Raw genomic sequence first — 17855 nt, 5'->3', positions numbered from 1 at the left:
GCAAACGCGAGCAAGCGGGGTTAGGTCCCGAAGGGAGCCCTGCCCTCAGATTCCGTCCATCTCCGAGAAGCAATGATCCATGGAGCGGGCAGGCTCTTCGCATCCGGCCGTACCGATGACCTTCGCCGGAACACCGGCCACCGTGGCATTATGGGGCACAGGCTTGAGAACCACGGATCCTGCAGCGATTCTGGCGCAATGGCCGACCTCGATATTGCCGAGGATCTTGGCGCCGGCTCCGATCAGGACGCCATGCCGAATCTTGGGATGCCGGTCGCCGCGTTCCTTGCCGGTGCCGCCGAGCGTCACATCCTGCAGCATCGAGACATTGTCCTCGATGACGGCGGTGGCACCCACGACAAGACCCGTAGCATGATCGAGGAAGATGCCGCGGCCGATCTGGGCCGCCGGGTGGATGTCCGTCTGGAACGTGTCGGAGGAGCGGCTCTGGAGATAGAGCGCGAAATCCTGCCGCCCTCTTTTCCAAAGCCAATGAGCCAGTCGGTGGGTCTGAATGGCGTGGAAGCCCTTGAAATAGAGCACGGGTTCGATGGCACGGGTGACAACCGGATCACGGTCCATGACCGCGCTGATGTCCGCCCGGAAGGCCGCTCCGATGGTCCTGTCATCCTCAATGGCTTCGAGGAAGATCTGCTCGATGATATCGGCTGGTACAGCCACATGCCCTAAGCGCGAGGCGACCCGGTGAATGACCGCAGCTTCCAGGCTCGGCTGATGCAGGATGGCGCTGAGCACGAAACCCGCGATAGCCGGCTCGGCCTGAACGATGGCCTCGGCCTCCGAGCGCAAGCGGCTCCAGATCGGATCGACCTTTCCGGCCACGGCATCCGGAGCTCCTGGCTTCAGACGCGTCTGTGTCATGATAGTCTCCTTGCCGGCTTCTTTATCGCCTTAAGCATAGATAAGAAGCCCAAGCCCCTTACCATAGATCCACGCGAGCCATGACCTACTCTTTTTCGCCGTCGACGTCCAAGCTTGTCGTTTCGCTTTCCGGCGGCATTGCGACCCTGGCCATAGACAACCCATCCAAGCACAACGCGCTCGACCTGGAGATGTGGAAAGCCTTTCCCGACATCATGGGAGCACTCGATCAGGACCCGCAGGTGCGCGTGGTCGTCTTAAGGGGAGCGGGGCAGGAATCCTTCGCCTCCGGCGCCGATATCGGCGAGTTCGCGACCTTGCGTGCCGATGCCGAGGGCGGAAGGCTGTACGAGGCCACCAACGAGGCCGCCTTCTGGGCGGTCGCCCATTGCTCGAAGCCCGTCGTCGCCATGATCCGCGGCTTCTGCCTGGGAGGCGGCTTCGGCCTCGCCCTCTCCTGCGACCTGCGCGTGGCCTCCGAGAGTGCCATTTTCGGCATCCCGGCAGCACGACTCGGGATCGGCTACCCGCCGGGCGCCATGAAGCTCGTGACGGCATCCGTCGGTGCTCCGGCCGCGAAGGATCTTTTCTTCACCGCAAGGCGTATCGATGCGCAGGAGGCCGCACGCCTGGGCGTGGTGCAGCGGGTTGTGACGGAGGATCAACTGGAAGCCCACGTCCTGGCCCTGGCTAAGACGATTGCGGCGAATGCGCCCCTGACGATCAAAGCCGCCAAGGCAGCCATCGACGAGGCAGTTGGCGTAATGCACCCCGATGTCGATCCGATCACCCTCGCCGATCAATGCTTTGACAGTGCCGATGCCGCTGAGGGACGCAATGCGTTCCTGGAAAAGCGCCATCCGGTCTTTACCGGCAGCTAAGCTCCGTTGTCCCGGCAGTACACGAAATAGCGTCCTTCCAGCACCCTCGTCTCCGATGAAATGTCCCGACATGTTGGCATGTCGAAGGCGCGGTCGCCCAGCAGGATTCCGCCCGGCTGGAGCAGAGCTTCGAGCAAGGGCGACAGGCGCCGCGCGAGGCTTAAATTCGCGTCCTCGTCACCCGATCCGATATCGATATGAATCAAGGCCGCCGAGCCTCGGCCGTGTCTCTCGATGAAAGGCGGCAGGGTGTCGAAGAGATCGCCGACGATCAGATAGCCTTCGGGCGGATAGCAATCGGGATGGGCGGCGGGCGAGCGCTCGAAGACATAGATCTCACGCCCGGGCAGATGAGCACGTAAATGATCGTAGGTGCGCCCGTTGCCGAGGCCGACCTCCAGCACGAGTCCCGCTGGGCTTAGGTTCCGCGCGGCCCAGTCGAGTAGATCGCGCTGTGCAGTCAGACGTCGGATGGCGCTGTCGAGACGAGTCATTCGCTGCTCCTCTCAGAGAGATTGGAATGAGAAGCGCCAAGTCAACCGGCCAAGCTTCAGGGTCGGTGAGCGAGGAAGTCCAGAACACCCTGCTTGTGAACCTTGTCGCCGACGGCGAGGTTGTGATCGCGCCCGGGAATGTCGAGCGCAGTTGCATTGGGTATGAGCTTGGCCAGCTCTGGCCCCGAGCCTGACACATCGTCGGCCGTGCCGACGGAGACCAGGGTTGGGAGCTTGATGGAGGCAATCTCCGCCTTCGACAGCACCTGCCGCGAGCCGCGAATGCAGGCAGCCAACGCTTTCAGATCACTGCCGTTCTGCTCCGCAAAGGCTCGGAACATGCGCTGCATCGGATCGGTCAGGTCGTCGAGGGAGCGCGTCTCCATGGCATCGGCAATACCGAGCGGCAGGCCGACACCTTCGACGAGGTGGATGCCGAGGCCGCCAAGAAGCATAGAACGCATGCGATCCGGCGAGGCAATCGCCATATGGGCTGTGATCCGCGCGCCCATGGAATAGCCCATAACGTCGGCGCGCTCAATGCCGAGATGATCGAGGAGCCTGCGTCCGTCCTCGGCCATGCGGTAGGAATCGTAAGCCACGGGATCGTAAAGCTTCTCGCTCTCTCCATGACCGCGGTTGTCGAAGGCAATCACCCGGTAGCCAGCCCGCGTGAGGGTTTTGACCCACAGCGTGTTGACCCAGTTCACCGCATGGGTCGAGGCGAAGCCATGGATGAGGAGGATCGGATCGCCCTGCCCCTCATGGGGCGGGACATCGATATAGGCGATGCTCACGCCGTCAGAATTGAAATAGCGCATGGAACCGAAGGTAATTGGAACGATCGGGAAACTGCCGCAACCTAAGCACCTCCGGCGGCGGATGCAATCGGTTGAACTTTGCTCTAGGCGCATGGCCGTTCGGCCATTATGGTGCGCGCAAATTTCACCGGTTAGAGCAACGGCAATGGCTGACAAAGGCACACCGCACTTCCACAACGATCCGGGCGTTCCCGTCATTCACGTGGGCTCCAAGGAGTTCATGTGCATCGGAGCGACGCCGCCTTTCGATCATCCGCATATCTTCATCGACATGGGCTCTGACACCGAGACCGTCTGCTCCTATTGCTCGACCCTCTTCAAGTACGATCCGTCCCTGAAGGCCTACGAGGCTCGCCCGGCCGAGTGCGTGTGGGAGCCCGATTTCGTGGCGACTGCCGCCTCACGCTAACGCATCGTGCAGAAAACCGGCCTCTCGATTGCGGTTATCGGCGCCGGCATCGGCGGCCTGACGGCGGCCCTGGCGCTGGCTCGTCAGGGCCATGCAATTACCCTCATCGAGCGTCGGACGGGCTTCAGCGAGGTCGGGGCTGGCCTCCAGCTCTCGCCCAATGCCAGCCGGATCCTGATCAAGCTCGGCCTCGGCCCCGCCCTGCGCCGGGCCGCGTCGGAACCGCAGCGCGTCGTCGTGCGCGCCATCCGCACCGGCAAGACCATCGGACAGGTCGCGCTCGGATCTTTCATGCACGAGCGCTTCGAGGCGCCCTACTGGGTGGTGCACCGGGCCGACCTCCAGACGATTCTTCTCGACGCCGTCCGTTCCGAACCGGCGATCCGCCTTGTGATGGGCCGGACCGTCGAGGAGGTGGAGGACGGACCTCAGCGGGCCAGACTCACCTGGATTTCTGCGGGCGGTATGCGAGAAAGTATCGAGGCTGACATGATCGTCGGCGCCGATGGGGTCTGGTCGAAGGTCCGGCAGGCCCTCGGAGATGGAAAGCCCCCTGCCTTTCGTGGCTACATCGCTTGGCGTGCAACCTTCGAGCGGAAGGCAGCGCCGGCCGAACTCGCTGGCGACGAAACCGGCCTGTGGCTCGGCCCGCAGGGACATGTCGTGCACTATCCGATTGCCGGTGGCAGGCTCGTCAATGTGGTGGCCATCGAGAAAAGCCCCACGCCTGTAGAAGGCTGGGCCGCTCCAGGCAACCGGGACGAGCTTCTCAAGCATTATGCCTCGGCCACCCCTGCTCTGCGCACTCTCCTATCACAGCCGCAGGAATGGCTGCGCTGGTCGCTGTTCGACCATCCGGCTGCGCGCCTCGCCGACGGTCGCATCGCCCTTCTCGGCGATGCTGCCCACCCCGTTCTACCTTTCCTGGCCCAGGGTGCAGCTCTTGCCGTCGAGGAAGCGGCCACCCTCGCCTTCCTGCTAGGCCAAGGGGGGCAGGATATCCCTCAAATTCTCGCTTCTTATGAGAAACAACGTCTTGCGCGCGCAACCCGTGTGCAGAACGAAGCCCGCAGGAACGGGCGCCTCTACCATGCCGGCAATCTCATGGGCTTCGGGCGCAATCAGGTCATGCGCCATCTCGGACCCGAGGGCATGACCCGGCGTTACGATTGGCTCTACGGTTTCCGCACGCCTGAATGACGGCGAGAGCGGCTTGCGCTCTTGCGCTCTTGGCTTGAGCCCGATAACCCTCATTCCAACGCGGACGTGGCGAAACTGGTAGACGCAAGGGACTTAAAATCCCTCGGGCTTTGCCCGTGCGGGTTCGACCCCCGCCGTCCGCACCACTACAAATTCCTTACATCACAGCGGCTTAGAGAGGCTCCAGTCGCACATGGAGCCTGCCAATCGCCCTCGGCATGCCCACGACCGGTGACGGGATAGCCCGTCGGGTCATCGCGGCTGATGGAAAGGGCAACCTTACCGTCCTCGTGAGATCCTGGGTCCAACTTCCGTGCGGGAACGCACTGACGGCGTGACGACATGAGAGCATCCTCTTCAGATCGTTAATTCCTGATCCCTATCTTGGAGGAGATAGACAGTGACCATGAGAGGCACTCGGGCTTCCACCAAAGCCCTTCCCTATGTCGTCGAGAATTCAGACCTGGAGCGGCGTCGCGTCCCTCTCTCGCTGTGTCTGGCCGGAACCGCGGTGGCGATGAATGTTCTCGCGGCAGTGCTGTCGTTGATGGCCTTGTCGATATCCTGACAGGGATCGCGGTCGAGCGTGCCCTTACAGTGAGGTTCGCCATGAGAAACATGAAGCCGGTCTATGCTGCTATCGTCCTCGTCAGCATGAGTTCTGGAGCGATCGCCCAAAACCGCCAGCTGACCACTGCCATGGCCTGCGATCAGGCACGAAGCCTTGTTGCTGCGCAAGGCTCCGTTGTTCTCAGCACTAGCCCCACGACCTACGAACGATACGTCGCATCTTCTGCCTATTGCGGGCTGGGTGAACTGGCAGGACCGGGTTGGGCTCCAACAAAGGATGTTCCCCGGTGTCCGATTGGCTCTCGCTGTGTGCCTGTCAGTCGCGGTAGCGGGCCTTGAGGCCTTAGGGCTTCCGTGCCATCCAATAAAGGCCGACCTTGTCTCGGCAGGTCTTAAGTTGACCTAGAGCATAGGACCCAAAAGTGGATCCACTATTCCGCACGATACGCTAGGCAATACCCTCACGATAGCCCGTGGCAGCATATGGGTACCCCAGTCACAATCGCATCCTGCATGTCCTGGTGCCTAACCTGTCGCTCTCCCTCGAGGCCTCGCAGAAAGTAAGTGCGGCTGTGAAGCAGCTCACAGCATCAATGGCCAAATTGCTTCACCTTGCAGCCTCTCTGATAAGGCCGAAAGGAAGAAGCCATGAAGAAAGCGGACTATCTCCAGAGGGAAGGTAAACCAGAATCGCGGCGCATTCCCGTATCGGTTGCGCTGCTTTTTATCCTCGTCAGTATCAATATAGCGGCAACTGTCGCGTTGCTTGCGTCATTGCCAGGATGATCATCCCCTATTGTGGGCAAGCACACCAGAAGGCCAACAGACGCTACTGCCCGAACGACAAAGGAGACCGTCAGAGGCTCTTAAAACCATGTTTTTCAATAAGATCACCCGGGGATTGGAGTCCTTTGCCGTTCATACGAACCTTCTTGAAAACCTCATGACGAAAGCCGCCAAAGGGCGGTTCCCGGTGATATTTCAGCTCAGTCGCCGTGCCTCGTGCATCTCTCCCGCAGATGGACCGATCTCTCTGAGATTTCCCGTTGCCCACATGGCAGCCTGGGTGCGGTTAGCGACGCCGATCTTGCGCAGGATCGCCTTGACGTGAACCTTGATCGTCGCCTCGGTGATATCGAGCTTCCGCGCGATGACCTTGTTCGGATCGCCGCCCATCAGCGACTGTAGGATCACGGTCTCACGGGGTGAAAGCTTCTGAACTTTCGGATCCGGCGCACGGCGCTCTGCCAGTGGGATGATCTCGGCAGAATTGGAAGGCGCGAATTCCTGGTTGAGGAGCTTTCGAATGAGTGATCCGGGCAGGATCCTTTCACCCAGCATCGTGAGTTCGAGAGTCTTGATCAGAACCTCACGGACACTTGTTGCAAGACAGAAACTGTCGACGCCCGCAGAGACTGACGATTGGACCATCGGACAATCGAGCTGATTGGCGATCGCCACGACCCGAGCAGCAGGATGCTGCCTCTTGGCGTCTTGGATGAAATCGAGTGCTTGCTCAGATGAGCCAGTGCCATCGACGATGCAGAGGGCCGGTTCCGTTTGAGCGCGTTCTTCCGCCCCCGCGATCCCTCTCGACGTCGGGTTGAGGACAGTGAAGCAGGTGGCCGACAAGAGCTGCTCGAGACCGGCCTGCAGCAGCGCGTTCCCGCAAAGCAACTTTGTTACTACAATTTGAGTAGAAGCAGCCACAGGATCGATTGCAGACATTCCAGACGTTGCGTCAGATTGAAAATGTTCCTTGAACATTACTTGCCCCTTTTTGAATAAACTCTACGACATCAGCCTCCTCCCTCTATCAGCGCTCAAAGAATGGACTTGATCAAGGGATATACATACCGTTCTAATCACTAAGGAGTATGTGCTACTCCCTAAGGGCATCGGCGAATAAAGCTTGCGTTAAGGATTTTCAGATCCAGGCGGCATGGCCCCTCATAGCAGCGATTGACTCCTCGAAGTGACTATGGGCCTGAGAGTTCGCTTCCTCCTTGGGATTACTAATTCCGGGCCAGGTGCTTAATCCACAAGCTTAGATTGTACTCATTGCCGGCGAAGCTGCCGGAACGATATTATTCCCCCATGGACTCAGAAGGCTGGAGGGGGAACATGCCAGTCACCAAAGAACCTTTGACGCAACAGCTCCTCACGGACGAGCCACAGCGAGGCATGATAACCGAGAATGACTTGAAGATACTTTGGGTAGCACGGACGCTCACCAATATAGATTTCCAATATGGGGAAGACATCCTCAATCTCGACCGCAGTGGCATCGAAAGTGAGCAGAAGCAATACATCGAGAAGCAGTTGCTCCTAAAGTATCGCGAGCGGCGGGAGCCCTATCAGCGGCTTCTGGAGAACCTCAGAGCTTAACTCCCTTGCCGAGATCCGTCCCAATAAAAGAGGCCCCGAAAGGGGCCTCAGTTTCTCAGAGGGAGCAACCAATGCTGTCGGCCACGCATCAGTCTCCCGCCGCCAGGCACAATGGTCAATTCACGTATCCTTACGGATCGTGACGATCGTGATCGTAAGCGCATCAGGCAAAACACAGATCCGATTGTTCGCGCCATGCTAGCGCATCGTGCGGAAAAGTGGACCCGGTTTTCGCTGACGCGGCCCTCTGGGTCCGCACCGAACGATGCGCTCTTCAAAGAGTGGAGCAGTGGACCCACTCTTTGAAGAGCGCAGGCGCCCCATGGAACAGCGAAGCCCCAGCAAAGTTGATGATGGAGGAACAAAAGCAGCCACCGGGGCAGTTCGATCTGCTCAAGGAGTCATCTATGCCGACTGTCATTGCCATCGAAGCCAAACCCCTCGAATTCGAAGACATCGACAGCGGCCTTTTTCATCTCTATCTCGTCAAGACGGAAACCGATGCCAGGGGTCGTATCTTATCCGAGAAGGTAATCAGGGGATCCCTCGAGGGCATCGACGATCTTGGAACGCTAGCAGGAGCTGATCTTGCTTCTTCGCCCGACAGAAGAGGCTCTGACACGCCGGAAGACCGTCATCGCACATTGCTCGACCTCGGCTCAAGGAGTGCCACCGATGTTTGGAAAGTGATGGTCCAACACGCAGCCAACATCGACAAGGCCGGTCTCCATTACAGCTTCGACATTTTTAGAGAGTTTTCTGGAGGCGATCTGAACAGCAACTCAGTCATTGCCTCGGTGATTCATACCGCTGGCCTTGATTGGAGGACGAGTCTTCCAGTCGGCGTCAGCAGATCGGAGGCGCCCCTTTATGGTCAGCTTCAGTACATGAACGTGAATGACACGCTCTCTGGCACCGCGAATATCGATCGCATGCGGGGAGGTGTCGGCAACGACGAGATCAAGGCCGGACAGGCAAACGACACGATCTTCGGCGAGGACGGCAACGATCGCCTATGGGGAAGTTCAGGCAATGACAGCCTCTCCGGCGGAGACAATGATGACCGGCTCTATGGCGGTTGGGGTGCCGACATTCTGCGCGGAGGATCTGGGAAAGACGCCTTCGTGTTCTACGCGAGGCCGAATGGAACCACGAATATCGACACGATCCGGGATTTTTCCGTTGCGAGCGATACGGTGTGGCTCGAGAACACAATCTTCACAAGCGTCGGTTCGACAGGCCGCTTGAAGTCGGCGGCTTTCTGGACTGGTGATGCCGCCCACGATGTGACGGACCGCATCGTCTACGATCGCGACGACGGCGTTCTCTACTACGATTCCGACGGCACTGGTGCAACCGAACAAGTCGCCTTTGCGAAGCTCACGATAGGATTGAGAATGACCTCTGCCGATTTTCAGATCGTGTAGATCACTCCTGAATTGGTGCGAAGATCGACAGTACCAGAACGGAATGAGCGCTAAAGCACGCTGAGCAATCGCTCAACTGTCCTCTTCCCCATATCCTGAACTGCCTTCAGCGGTTAGCGGACGATTGCTCCGCCGTTATCCCAGGTCGTTGAATTTTGTTCTCGTGGAAGCGGCGAACCATGTCGGTACCCATGGTTGCTCTCACAGCACTCATAAGCTGATCACGGCTCGGCGCATGACAATCCTGCATGGCGAAGTTCTCATTGGCCTTCGGATTGTAGAACATCTTCTCCGTGCGGTTGTATGTCCATGGCTCATCGCCACAGTTACGTCCAAAAGCCCCGACCGTGTTCTCGACCGCTGTCCATTTGAGGCTGGAATTGGGGCATTGGCCTTCATATTGACCGCTATAGGCACCTATGCGCGGGTAGCAACTCGTCTGGGCTCGGGCAGCGCCGAGCCCAGCCAAGAGGATTGCAGCAGACAAAATCACTCTGGCCATTGGTTCATCCGCAAACGTTACGGCTCAGATTAACAACATAATTGACGGAGGGAAAAGCGTGCGCTGGTCATGCCTGGCACGAAAAAGAGCGCCTCTTAGCGGCTGGTCCAGGCTCGCAAGGCCAAGATCGGAGTGAGAATCGGCCAGCCGAAGCCCGCGATCAGGATATGGTCGAGGCCTATCTCTTCCTCGCCATCGATTGTGGTCGATACTGCCAGCAGCAGGATCACACCGCACAGATAAACCATGAGAACTTCACGCATGAACCCAGCCCGCCTTCGTCTTTAAGGTCGAGCTTTGGCGCAGTGTTCGAATGAATCCAATGCGACCGGCGGTCGCCTCATTCTTTGAGGTGGGGCTTTCAGACGACGATCAATCTAGAAGGAAGCTCGTCCCATCGCAGGGAGCACACGCTCCGCCAATCAAAAGAATCTTCTTTTTCAGAAACTTAGCCGCAACCCAATCCAATTTTATCCGTTCTCAGGCTCAAGGATGAGCAAAGAGGGAGCGTGTGGATGCCAAAGCGGCACCATCCTTATGCCGCAGGGAGCCATAGAGGTTGGAGCATCGGATCCAACAGTCTGACTCCGACCGGTCAGTTCGAACTCTTGAAAGATCTCGGGAGGCAGCTGCAACAGAACTACCAGAATATCCTGAAAGAGCCGGCTCCCGATCGCATCAAGCAGCTGCTGGAGAGACTGGAACGAGCCCGCCACCACGAAGAGGATTAGGATCGCTAGAGCATCGTCCGGTGCGAGCCGGCGACCTGCGTCAGTGAAACCTGGCTCCGCTTTGCCGCACAACGAGTTGGAGTCCGACCGACTTCTTGTGCGACCCCAGCCACTCTCGCAATGATGACCATCAGCGCCCGCGACGGCTTCCATGACCGGAATGGCCGTTTGTGGCCTCCCGCGGAATAAGATTGTAGATCAGAAATCCTGCCAGAATTCCCGCCCCAAACAGAATCAGTGGATAGGACTTGGCCGCATAGGCCACTTCGGACGCTTTCTGCCGCACAACGTATAACGGCGCGGAATCGTGGATCAGACGCTCGGCCCTTCTGAGGTTTTCGCGGCGGGTATGAATTTCCAGATCATATCCGTCGTCCTCCTCGTGATGGCGGAGCGAGATGCTGTTGCGGGCAAACCCACTAGACACCAGACGCTGAACGGCCTGATTGGCCTCCTTGCGAGATGAGAAGGTGCCTGTGGCAATGGACGTATGCGGCATCAGTCAAATTCCTTTTCAAACTGCTGACGCCAATTCCTGGCAAGCGCCAAGGTTCCAGATTTCTGCTGGATAGCTGGGATGAGACGTTGGGAGTGAGCCCAGTCTGCCTGTTTGATACCGCTTTAGTTCCTGCGGTAGGCCTGAGCAGCCCTCTCGGCTTCCATCAGGACTTCGAGCGCTCTCCAGGGCTTCTGCATGAACCGGACGTCACGGGGAACGTCAACGGCCCGCTGATCAAGAGGCTTGCCAGAGGTCAGCACTGTCCGAACCCATGGCCATTTGAGGCGCACGGTGCGGACCAAATCCAAACCGTCCATCAGGCAGGGAAGACGGACATCCGCAAACAGGAACGCGACCTCCTCGGAATGCTGCTTCAGATAGTCCAGCGCCTCTTCCGCGCTCGACGCCTCCACGACCTTGAGGTCGGTCTCCTCAAGAAGTGCTGCCGCTAAGCCCCTGACTTCAAAATCGTCCTCGACGATGAGGGCTATACGATAAGGCTCCATCCTCTCTCCCATCCGTCCATCTCCTCTATCCGGTTACTGTTCTTGGAGCCCATTGCGAGCGCAACGACCCTTGAGGCTCTGTGACCATTGAAAGACCGGCCCGGAAACGCAAAGCGGGTGGTCGGCATGATAAAGAAGGCGCAATACTTAGGCTGCCTCCCGTCATGCAGCTCTTCGAAATGGTTCGCCTTGAAACTATATGCAAAACCCACATCCCCCGATGGCGTGGCCATCGGGTGAAGGCCCTCATCACAGAACGGTGAACATTGAGCTCTGTTTCAGCTTGGCCGTTAAGAAATTTGCCGGAACCTCTTTTTGCCCTAGAGGAACCCGCCTTCACGCGGTAACCTAGGCTTGGAACTGACTGTTCTCATGTGAGACCTCTGCCGTGTTCAAGGAGACCCAGCTTCACCAAGAATTCTTGGATCTGGAGCACCATATGCGGCTTCTGGACCGACAGCTCGCGGATGCCCTTCAGCGCATTCGTCATGGCTCTTCCCCGGATCTCGTCGAAAAGGCCAAGCAAGACGAGAAGCAACTTCTTACGGAACTCGATCGCCTGATGACCCGGATGCGCGCCATCGAGGGACAGCTTCTCCAGATTCAGAAGGCCGCCACCCGACACTGAAATAAAGACAAAAGCACGCTGCGCTATGTGTGGAAGCACACCTCGCACGGCGCATTTGCGGTCCATGGTGGCGTGCAACTAACGCAAGGTCAGGCTACGAAGAGGATGAGACATGGCCATCAAAGGTTCTCATCTCAAATCGCATACCGAAGCTGCCTGCGATCGAGCGGCGCGGCGGCTTGGCATTCCTTTGGTTCCGACATTGCTCGGCGCATTGGCCGTCGTGAATGTCGCGTCGGTCGTCATGGTTCTGATGGAATAGGCCTCTTCACTGATAACCCTGCAGCACCGAGGTTACATGAAGGGATATTGGGAACCGCAGGGCGCCAAGCAGAAAGCCACCCTGCAGTTTCCAGATCATCGAGTGGGCGGAGAACCGAATCCGCTTTCGCTATCGTGAGCCTTCGGTTCCGCACGATACGCTAGAATGGTTTAGCGCAACCCGAGGAACGACAAGATCGCGAGGACGACTACGATCGCCCCGATGAGCCAGATGATGTTGTTCATGATGATGCTCTCCTGACGGTGGAATTGACCCCATGCCAACGGTCAAGGTGAGCCTTCGTTCCTTCGGTCAAGGTATACGGGGTTAATTGGAAGCACAGGCAGTCACGTCTTCGCCGGCTGCACTTCCCGATCGACCGATCCGCCTTCTCGATACGGTCGTGCAAGCCTCTCGCGTGAAGCCTTGGCTGGTATCCGCCTGAACGCGGCTGTCATAGACACGCTCCGTCTCATAGCCCGGCCCGGCTTGGTATTGCCAAGTGGAAACGCCGGCGGTTCCCACGCATCCGGTCAACCCAATGGCAAGGACGACAGCGGAAGCCAGATTTCTGACGGCTTTGGACATTGCTTTACCCGATCATTTTGAAACTGAACGATCAATCGCGGGCGTATAGGTAGCCTTTTCGACGCAGCAATGCACCGGCCAAACTCCAAAAGAAAACCCCGGTGTTGCCACCGGGGTTTTCCGATTCAATCAGGACAAGCCGATTAGAAGTCGCGTTGAACGCGCAGACGGCCTTCCCAAGCGTCGCCGTCGTCATTGCCGATGACGCCGCGCGGGTCGAGGTTGGAGTAGAGAACTTCAACACCGATATCGAGACCGGAGACCGGAGACCAGATCAGGTTCGAACCAGCGCGCCACTCGTTGAAGTCGCTTGCAGGGGCCGGAGCATTGGCACTGTACTCGACGCGAGCATACGAACCGAAGACGCTCTGACGGATGGTCGGGGTCCAGTAGTGGTTCAGACCACCGGCAATCGACCAACCGCGGCCGGTCTTGATGTCGCCATCGGCGCCGATGTAAGCGTCGACAACCGTGCTGGAAGCCGATCCTACCCCGACATCGGGATCGAAACCGAGATAACCGAGAGCGCCGTCCGCATAGGTCGCAGCAAGCCAGAGAGCATCGCCCTCGGCAAGCATCGGCAGGTTGACGGAGCCCTGAGCCGTAACGGCCCAGCCGAGCTCGCTGTCAGGAATTGTGCCAGCGAACGGAGCGGCGGTGAGCACATCGCTGCGCAGCTGATGGAGCGCGCCGCCGAGCTGAGCCGAACCCCAGGTGCCGGCGTATTTCACGTTGGCGACGAGGTCAGGCATCGTCTGGCCACCCTCGGGGAAGAGGCTCGTGGCATAGGTGCCCTCTTCAATCGCCAGCGTGGCCGAGAAGCCGTTGCCGAAGGAGAAGGTGTAGGCGAATGCGTTCACCGTCGGGGCATCATAGAAGCGGAGCGTACCCCAGTTCTCGTTCGGAAGGTCGCTGTTCATGAAGAACGAGATGGTACGACCGGCGGTGAGGCCGCCGAACTGGATGAAAGCCTGATCGACATTGGCTGAGGTGGCGCTGAAGCCATAGACGCCGGTGTCGCGGGTCATCTCGAAGCGCACGAAGGTGCGGAGCAGACCGTAAGCGGTGGCAGTGCGGGCATCGAGCTGGATGCGGCCACGAGCACGGAAGCCGATCGCGTCGTCTTCACGATCCACCGGTTCGAGGTACTGGAACTCGGCGCGAACACGGCCGCCGACGCGGAGGCAGGTTTCGGTGCCGGGGATGTAGAAGAAGCCTGCACCGTAGGTGGAGCAGACGCGCACGTATTCGACAGCAGCGGCCTTCTTCGCGGGAAGGTCGGCGGCTTGAGCCCCGGCGACAGCCGCGAGACCCGCGACCGACCCGAGGAAGAGGCTCTTAGCGAGCTTCATGGTTTTCTCCAAAATGCCTGAGTCCATGACCCATGTACAAGCGTGACCATAATCAAGCCCCTGTCTGACGCAACCGAGGCGAAGGCCGAACCCGCTCAATAGACTCGCAATATGCTGAAAAGATAAGCATTTTCGGCAAGGGCAAGTGTTTATCTGAGTCACTGTGACATAATTTCAACAAGCATAGGCTACGCTGAACAGAACATGACGAAACGTCAGGCGCGCACTCGGTCACCACTGCCAGGGAAGACTGGCAGACCGCGCTAGAGCTTAATCGTTGAAGAAATAATCCGCATCCCGGCAGAGATATCCCACAGGGCATTGAGGCGTGTCCCTCGTCGGCACAAAACCGGGTTGGATCGTCTCGTTGATCTCGCAGAAGCTGCGGTCCCGGACGTAGCGGTCGTAGGTGTAGGTGCCTGTGCCAAGGACCACGGCGCCGCGCGAGAACACGATTCCGCGTGCCTGATTGCAGGTCATACTGGGCGTAAAGGGCCGGGACTGAGCCAGTGCGCTCGACGTGTAGGCCAGGGCGACCAGAACAAGAGTAATTCTTCTCATCTCTGAACCCTTCAAATAGACCCGGCCATAGGGGCTAACAGTCCAAAGAACAACGTGGAAAGCCGAGCTTGGTTACCGGCAAAGTTTAAGGCTGCTCTTCAAAGAAACGAGAGCTCGGGCCTAGAGCATCGGTTGCAACCTGCGGGCTAGTTCAACGGCGGCGGCGTAATCGGTCTTGCCAGAACCTAGCACTGGAATACCGGATACCAATATGGAACGGGGCATCCAAAGCTCGGGAAAGCCCTGGGTCTTGGCATGAGCAATCAGCATATCCCGATCCGCATCGGCCTTGTCCGTAATGAGGACAATTTGCTCGCCCTTTCGCGGGTCCGGAATGGCCACGACCACATGGCTGTTGTCAGGCCACAATCCCTGAACGGTCGCCTCGATGGCGGCCAAGGATATCATCTCACCACCGATCTTGGCGAAACGCTTCGCCCGCCCCCGGATGGTGACGATCCCGTCATCTACGGTGACGATGTCACCGGTATCGTGCCAGCCATCAGTGGGAGGACGGATGCCTCCCGGAGCCTCAGAATCGAGGTATCCCTTCATCACGTTCGGGCCGCGCACATGCAGGCGCCCGCCCTCATTGATCCCCTCGACTGGGTCGAGACGCCATTCGATCCCCGGGAGGATCGGCCCGACCGATCCCGGCCTGTTGCGATCCGGCAGGCTGACGGCGATCACCGGCGAGCACTCGGTAGCTCCGTAGCCTTCCAGGATTACGGTACCGTGCTTGGCCCAGAGCCTGCGCGTCTCATCCTTCACCCGCTCCGCGCCCGCGATGACGTAACGGACGCTCGCCAGATCGCTCTCGCCGGCCGCGCGGGCATAACCCTGCAGAAAGGTGTCGGTCGCGAGCATGATCGTGGCCCGTGTGCCGGCGACGAGCTTCGGGATCTGCCTGTAGTGAAGCGGGCTCGGATAGAGCACCGACTTCATGCCGTTGAGAACGGCTGTCAGGAGCCCTGCCGTCAGGCCGAAGGAGTGGAAGATCGGCAGAGGGTTGAAGAAGACGTCGTCATCTTTCAGCACATCGCCCGCGAGCGCTTTGACCTGATAGGCATTGGCGATCAGGTTGGCATTCGAGAGCACCACGCCTTTCGGGACACCTTCCGAGCCTGACGTGAAAAGGATGACGGCGGGATCGTCGGGCTCGACTCTGACTCGGGCATGAACGCGTCGAGCCATCCAGGAATCGAGCAGCCCGCGCAGTTTGTCGAGGCTCGTCAGCTTCGCGCGAACGTCCTCAAGCCACAGGATCCGCCGTCCCTCCCCCAACGCCGCGACGATGTCATCGAGCTTACCCTGCTCGACGAAGCGGCGGGACGTGACGATGGTCCTGATCTCGGCGAGCTCGCAGGCCGCCTTCAGATTCTTGAGCCCGGCCGTGAAATTCAGGAAAGCCGGAACGCGCCCGAAAGCATTGAGCCCGAATAGGGTGACCGCAATGGCCTGGACATTCGGAAGCAGCACCCCGACAGGCTCGCGCTCATCCGTCAGGTTCGCCAACTTGCGCCCGAGAACAAGCGAACCCAAGACAAGGCGGCCAAAGGTGATCGGTTGGCGTTCGAGATCCTCGAGCGCGACCTTGTTCCGGCCGAACCGATCCCTCGCATCGAGGAGAGCACTGAAGAGGCTCTTGCGCGTCCGCGCGATATCGAACTCCGCCACGGGCGCTCCTCTGTTCGTTTAGCCTGCAGAGCCTTCGCGGATCGGGGCCTGATAGGCCAGGCCCATATCCCAGGGGAAGTAGATCCAGGTATCCTGGCTCACTTCTGTCACGAAGGTATCGATCAGAGGTCGTCCGGCGGGCTTGGCATAGACGGCAGCGAAATGCGCATTGGGAAGCATGTCGCGCACGATCTTGGCAGTCTTGCCAGTGTCCGTCAGATCGTCAATCACGAGAACGCCCTGGCCTTGACCGTCGCCCAGAGCCTTGATCGAGGGAGCGACATCCTTGAGCACCATCAGCTCGCCCTGGTTCTTGTAGTCGTGATAGCTCGCGATGCAGACGCTCTCGATGAGCCGCAGATCGAGTTCGCGCGCCACGATGGCCGCCGGCACGAGGCCGCCACGGGTGATGCAGACAATCGCCTCGAAGGGACCGGCCGAGGCCAAGCGCCAGGCGAGAGCTCGGCAATCGCGATGGAACTGATCCCAGGAGACGGGGAAGGCTTTAGGAGAGGTCGGGGACATCGTTTTGCTCTTCTAGACTGTCAGGTGACGAGGATAACTCTTAGAGCATCGGACCCAAAAGTGGATTCCACTTTTGGGATCCAATCCGATGCTCCATTCTTTTCCGATGCTCCATTCTTTGAAGAGCGCATCGTTTGAGCGGAAAACCGGGGCCACTTTTCCGCACGATGCGCTAGAGAGGCGCTCGGTCACCCTTCAGGCGACCGAGAAGCTCACGAATGGCGGTGGAGGCTGTTGTAACCGCGTCCGGGTCCTTGCCTCGGACGACAATCTGGTTGCGGAAGCCGCTTGTCGAGAACGAGGGGTAGGAACCGATGGACACGCCTTCATTCGACGAGGCGATCTGGCTCAAGCCCTCGGCATAGATGCCCTCGGCCAGCCCCTCCGCCTCAATGGTCTCGATGATCATGCGGGCGCCGGTCCGGAGAGATGGCGCGATGATGTCGAGCATCGCCTGCATGATCGACGGCACGCCTGCCATGACGAAGACGTTGCCGATCCTAAAGCCGGGAGCCTTGGAGATCGGGTTCTCGATGAGATCAGCACCTTCGGGAATCCGGGCCATGCGTAAGCGTGCCTCGTTCAGCTCGTGCGGCTGATAGCGCTCCCGCAGCAGGGCGACTGCGCGCGGGTCGACGCCGATGGCGACGCCAAAGGCCGCGGCGATGGAGTCCGCAGTAATGTCGTCATGGGTGGGGCCGATGCCGCCGGTGGTGAAGAGATAGGTGTAGCGGCTGCGCAGGGCGTTGACCGCGGCCACGATCTCCTCTTCCACGTCCGGCACAATGCGCACTTCGCGTAGATCGATGCCGATCCCGGTCAGGTACTCGGCGATATAGCCGATATTCTTGTCCTTGGTGCGCCCTGTGAGGATCTCATCGCCGATGATGAGAAGGGCAGCCGTGACGGAGATTGCCATGTGCAGCGATCCTTTTGAGGGCCTTTAGCGTCA

General features: G+C 59.2%; 23 protein-coding genes and 1 tRNA gene. 11 read left to right on the top strand and 13 right to left on the bottom strand.

From position 1 onward, the window contains the following. Positions 1–45 precede the first annotated feature (45 nt). A complete protein-coding gene (gene cysE / locus JO965_RS09160; RefSeq protein ID WP_203443362.1) occupies positions 46–882 on the bottom strand; it encodes a serine O-acetyltransferase in 837 nt (278 codons plus the stop codon). An 80-nt stretch (positions 883–962) separates the two neighbouring features. On the opposite strand from cysE, the gene JO965_RS09155 reads away from it, so the two are divergent. Then, positions 963–1763 carry an enoyl-CoA hydratase gene (locus JO965_RS09155; protein ID WP_203443361.1) on the top strand — a complete coding sequence of 267 codons (801 nt, stop codon included), beginning with the start codon at positions 963–965 and terminating at the stop codon, positions 1761–1763. On the opposite strand, the gene JO965_RS09150 is transcribed toward JO965_RS09155, so the two are convergent. Continuing rightward, positions 1760–2257 (bottom strand): class I SAM-dependent methyltransferase, encoded by a 498-nt coding sequence (locus JO965_RS09150; RefSeq protein WP_203443360.1) that lies wholly within the window; start codon positions 2255–2257, stop codon positions 1760–1762. The two genes, JO965_RS09155 and JO965_RS09150, sit on opposite strands and share 4 nt — an antisense overlap. 56 nt (positions 2258–2313) lie before the next feature. Next, positions 2314–3078 (bottom strand): alpha/beta fold hydrolase, encoded by a 765-nt coding sequence (locus JO965_RS09145; RefSeq protein ID WP_203443359.1) that lies wholly within the window; start codon positions 3076–3078, stop codon positions 2314–2316. Positions 3079–3223: 145 nt separating this feature from the next. Between JO965_RS09145 and JO965_RS09140 the strand changes: the two genes are divergently transcribed. The 5 genes from JO965_RS09140 to JO965_RS09120 all read left to right on the top strand — a co-directional run bounded on the left by JO965_RS09140 (position 3224) and on the right by JO965_RS09120 (position 6043). Further along, entirely contained in the window at positions 3224–3487 is a 264-nt protein-coding gene (locus JO965_RS09140) for a zinc-finger domain-containing protein (RefSeq protein ID WP_203443358.1), read from the top strand. A 6-nt stretch (positions 3488–3493) separates the two neighbouring features. Continuing rightward, entirely contained in the window at positions 3494–4687 is a 1194-nt protein-coding gene (locus tag JO965_RS09135) for an FAD-dependent oxidoreductase (RefSeq protein ID WP_203443357.1), read from the top strand. Positions 4688–4747: 60 nt separating this feature from the next. Next, a tRNA-Leu gene (locus JO965_RS09130) sits at positions 4748–4833 on the top strand. A gap of 254 nt (positions 4834–5087) precedes the next feature. Then, positions 5088–5255: a hypothetical protein gene (locus JO965_RS09125; protein ID WP_203443356.1), complete on the top strand. Its 168-nt coding sequence runs from the start codon at positions 5088–5090 to the stop codon at positions 5253–5255. A gap of 650 nt (positions 5256–5905) precedes the next feature. Further along, positions 5906–6043, top strand: coding sequence for a hypothetical protein (locus JO965_RS09120; RefSeq protein WP_203443355.1), 138 nt, complete (start codon positions 5906–5908; stop codon positions 6041–6043). Positions 6044–6238: 195 nt separating this feature from the next. On the opposite strand, the gene JO965_RS09115 is transcribed toward JO965_RS09120, so the two are convergent. Then, positions 6239–6889 carry a response regulator transcription factor gene (locus JO965_RS09115; RefSeq protein ID WP_203443354.1) on the bottom strand — a complete coding sequence of 217 codons (651 nt, stop codon included), beginning with the start codon at positions 6887–6889 and terminating at the stop codon, positions 6239–6241. Between the two features lie 492 nt (positions 6890–7381). Here JO965_RS09115 and JO965_RS09110 point away from each other — a divergent pair, with 492 nt between their 5' ends. Both JO965_RS09110 and JO965_RS49160 read left to right on the top strand, forming a co-directional pair. Beyond that, the gene (locus tag JO965_RS09110; RefSeq protein ID WP_203443353.1) at positions 7382–7645 is read left to right on the top strand and encodes a hypothetical protein; all 264 of its coding nucleotides are present in this window, start codon (positions 7382–7384) and stop codon (positions 7643–7645) included. 407 nt (positions 7646–8052) lie between these two features. Next, complete coding sequence (locus tag JO965_RS49160) at positions 8053–9072, top strand: M10 family metallopeptidase C-terminal domain-containing protein (RefSeq protein ID WP_305846574.1); 1020 nt, start codon at positions 8053–8055, stop codon at positions 9070–9072. A 106-nt stretch (positions 9073–9178) separates the two neighbouring features. On the opposite strand, the gene JO965_RS09100 is transcribed toward JO965_RS49160, so the two are convergent. Together JO965_RS09100 and JO965_RS09095 are read right to left on the bottom strand one after the other, a co-directional pair. Beyond that, positions 9179–9574 carry a hypothetical protein gene (locus JO965_RS09100; RefSeq protein ID WP_203443351.1) on the bottom strand — a complete coding sequence of 132 codons (396 nt, stop codon included), beginning with the start codon at positions 9572–9574 and terminating at the stop codon, positions 9179–9181. 95 nt (positions 9575–9669) lie between these two features. Continuing rightward, complete coding sequence (locus JO965_RS09095; protein WP_203443350.1) at positions 9670–9837, bottom strand: hypothetical protein; 168 nt, start codon at positions 9835–9837, stop codon at positions 9670–9672. 252 nt (positions 9838–10089) lie between these two features. On the opposite strand from JO965_RS09095, the gene JO965_RS49295 reads away from it, so the two are divergent. Further along, positions 10090–10305, top strand: coding sequence for a NepR family anti-sigma factor (locus JO965_RS49295; protein ID WP_203443349.1), 216 nt, complete (start codon positions 10090–10092; stop codon positions 10303–10305). A 130-nt stretch (positions 10306–10435) separates the two neighbouring features. Here the strand turns inward: JO965_RS49295 and JO965_RS09085 are convergent, their stop codons facing one another. Both JO965_RS09085 and JO965_RS09080 read right to left on the bottom strand, forming a co-directional pair. Continuing rightward, positions 10436–10804 (bottom strand): hypothetical protein, encoded by a 369-nt coding sequence (locus JO965_RS09085; protein WP_203443348.1) that lies wholly within the window; start codon positions 10802–10804, stop codon positions 10436–10438. Positions 10805–10926: 122 nt separating this feature from the next. Next, positions 10927–11322, bottom strand: coding sequence for a response regulator (locus JO965_RS09080; protein WP_203443347.1), 396 nt, complete (start codon positions 11320–11322; stop codon positions 10927–10929). Positions 11323–11749: 427 nt separating this feature from the next. Between JO965_RS09080 and JO965_RS09075 the strand changes: the two genes are divergently transcribed. After that, complete coding sequence (locus JO965_RS09075) at positions 11750–11938, top strand: hypothetical protein (RefSeq protein WP_203443346.1); 189 nt, start codon at positions 11750–11752, stop codon at positions 11936–11938. Positions 11939–12050: 112 nt separating this feature from the next. Continuing rightward, positions 12051–12200, top strand: coding sequence for a hypothetical protein (locus JO965_RS09070; RefSeq protein WP_203443345.1), 150 nt, complete (start codon positions 12051–12053; stop codon positions 12198–12200). A gap of 731 nt (positions 12201–12931) precedes the next feature. Here JO965_RS09070 and JO965_RS09065 read toward each other — a convergent pair. From JO965_RS09065 to JO965_RS09045, 5 genes are all read right to left on the bottom strand, one after another. Further along, complete coding sequence (locus tag JO965_RS09065) at positions 12932–14140, bottom strand: porin (protein ID WP_203443344.1); 1209 nt, start codon at positions 14138–14140, stop codon at positions 12932–12934. A 270-nt stretch (positions 14141–14410) separates the two neighbouring features. Then, positions 14411–14701 (bottom strand): hypothetical protein, encoded by a 291-nt coding sequence (locus JO965_RS09060; RefSeq protein ID WP_203443343.1) that lies wholly within the window; start codon positions 14699–14701, stop codon positions 14411–14413. A gap of 120 nt (positions 14702–14821) precedes the next feature. Then, complete coding sequence (locus tag JO965_RS09055) at positions 14822–16378, bottom strand: AMP-binding protein (RefSeq protein WP_203443342.1); 1557 nt, start codon at positions 16376–16378, stop codon at positions 14822–14824. 18 nt (positions 16379–16396) lie between these two features. Next, the gene (gpt, locus tag JO965_RS09050) at positions 16397–16903 is read right to left on the bottom strand and encodes a xanthine phosphoribosyltransferase (protein WP_203443341.1); all 507 of its coding nucleotides are present in this window, start codon (positions 16901–16903) and stop codon (positions 16397–16399) included. A gap of 172 nt (positions 16904–17075) precedes the next feature. Continuing rightward, the gene (locus tag JO965_RS09045; protein ID WP_203443340.1) at positions 17076–17822 is read right to left on the bottom strand and encodes a molybdopterin-binding protein; all 747 of its coding nucleotides are present in this window, start codon (positions 17820–17822) and stop codon (positions 17076–17078) included. Positions 17823–17855 lie beyond the last annotated feature (33 nt).

This window comes from Microvirga sp. VF16 (assembly GCF_016864375.1).
Taxonomy (GTDB): Bacteria; Pseudomonadota; Alphaproteobacteria; order Rhizobiales; family Beijerinckiaceae; genus Microvirga.
The sequence above is the reverse complement of the archived record's forward strand: the minus strand, read 5'-3'. Positions and strand labels throughout refer to the sequence as shown.